The 1,335-nt window shown below is 69.7% G+C and carries 1 protein-coding gene; it reads right to left on the bottom strand.

The genetic code is table 11. From position 1 onward, the window contains the following. Nucleotides 1–19: 19 nt before the first annotated feature. Nucleotides 20–1,335: substrate-binding domain-containing protein (locus U9980_RS16570; RefSeq protein ID WP_322768741.1), on the bottom strand; the 1,316-nt coding region annotated here is incomplete at its 5' end.

Below are 1,335 nucleotides of genomic sequence, written 5' to 3'. Positions count from 1 at the left end.
CTGGTGCGGCTGCCCTGATCTATTGGTAGCCGCGGATCTGGCAGAATGCGTGCGCCAGGTCGCCGTTTCTCGCGTCCCACAGCTGCCCTCTGGTGGCTGTGGCGATTGCCTGCATCTGCGACTCCGCGGCCTCGCCGAACAGGATGGGAAATACCGGTACCGGCACCGGAACCGGCGTGGCGCCCGACCGGGAGGCCACGAATGCCTGGAAGTCGGCCAGCGAGCGGCCACTGTTACTCTCACCGTCGGTCATGAGCACGATACTGCTGAAGCGGTCCTGGTCGGTTGCACTGTCGAGCACCTTGTAGGCGCTGACAAGGCTGTCGTACACCGCGGTGTCCCCGCCGGCATGCAGACCGGTGATGGCCGTCCGGACGGCGTCGCGGGACGGCTGTGGGTTCTGCTCGTCGATGGTGAAGGCCAGCGGTTTGCCCGGGGTCTGGTTGAACGGCAGCAGGATGACGTCCTCGCGGCTGCGGAAGCGGCAGTACTGGCCGGACAGAGAGGTATCCGTGCCGGTCAGGCCGCTGAGCGCCTGTTCCAGGGCGTTCAGTCGTGCACCGGCCATCGACCCGGAGACATCGAGGACGTAGACCGTGCGCGAGGGGCGCCGGATGCGGTCGAAGTAGGCGGTGAGCAGCGCGTCGATGGCGGATCTGGTGCCCGGGAAGGGGAGCTCGACGAGCCCGTCGGGTAGTCCCGGTGGGAGTGCGATGCCCGGCAGCGCGGCCCGCCGCGCGGTCCGCTCCACGATCGCTCGCTGCACATCGGGCCTGCGCAGGTAGTCGGCCAGCCGCTGGTGCGCCGTGCGGGCGGCGTCGCCGACGCCGGCGAGGAGGGTGAGGGGGTAGTCCGCGCTGACAACGCCGTCTGTGGGATACACGAGCACGAGCGGCTCGGGCAGCTTCCGCGTCCGGTTCACGGCTATTAGGGACGCTTCGTAGTTGATCAGCCCGTCCAGTGCCGGGCCGGGGTCGGCGCCGAGGTTCCTGCGCAGGAACGCGTCGGTGAGCCAGCCCGACGAGCCCGCGGTCAGCCGCTGGGCCGCGAAGAATCCGGTGAGTGACGCCGAGACCCGTTCGATCGCGGCGGCGTCGAGGACCCGGCCGCTGCCCTCCAGTGCGGACGCGACGGCGACGAGCGCGGAGAAGCCGGTGTTCGACGCGGCCGGATCGGTCATGGCGAAGGTGAACTCACCGCGTTTCGCGGCGTCGGCGATGTTCGACCAGGTCACCGGCGTCCTGTCCCAGCCCAGGCGCCGTGCCACCGGTTCGCGCAGCCCGAGTACCACCGGAGAGCCCATGATCCGCGACGAGCTCGCGAGCCGTTGCCTGG

This window comes from Protofrankia sp. Cr1 (genome assembly GCF_963555865.1).
Lineage (GTDB): Bacteria > Actinomycetota > Actinomycetes > Frankiales > Frankiaceae > Protofrankia.
Note: the sequence above shows the minus strand (reverse complement) of the source record. Positions and strands in the feature narration are given on the sequence as shown.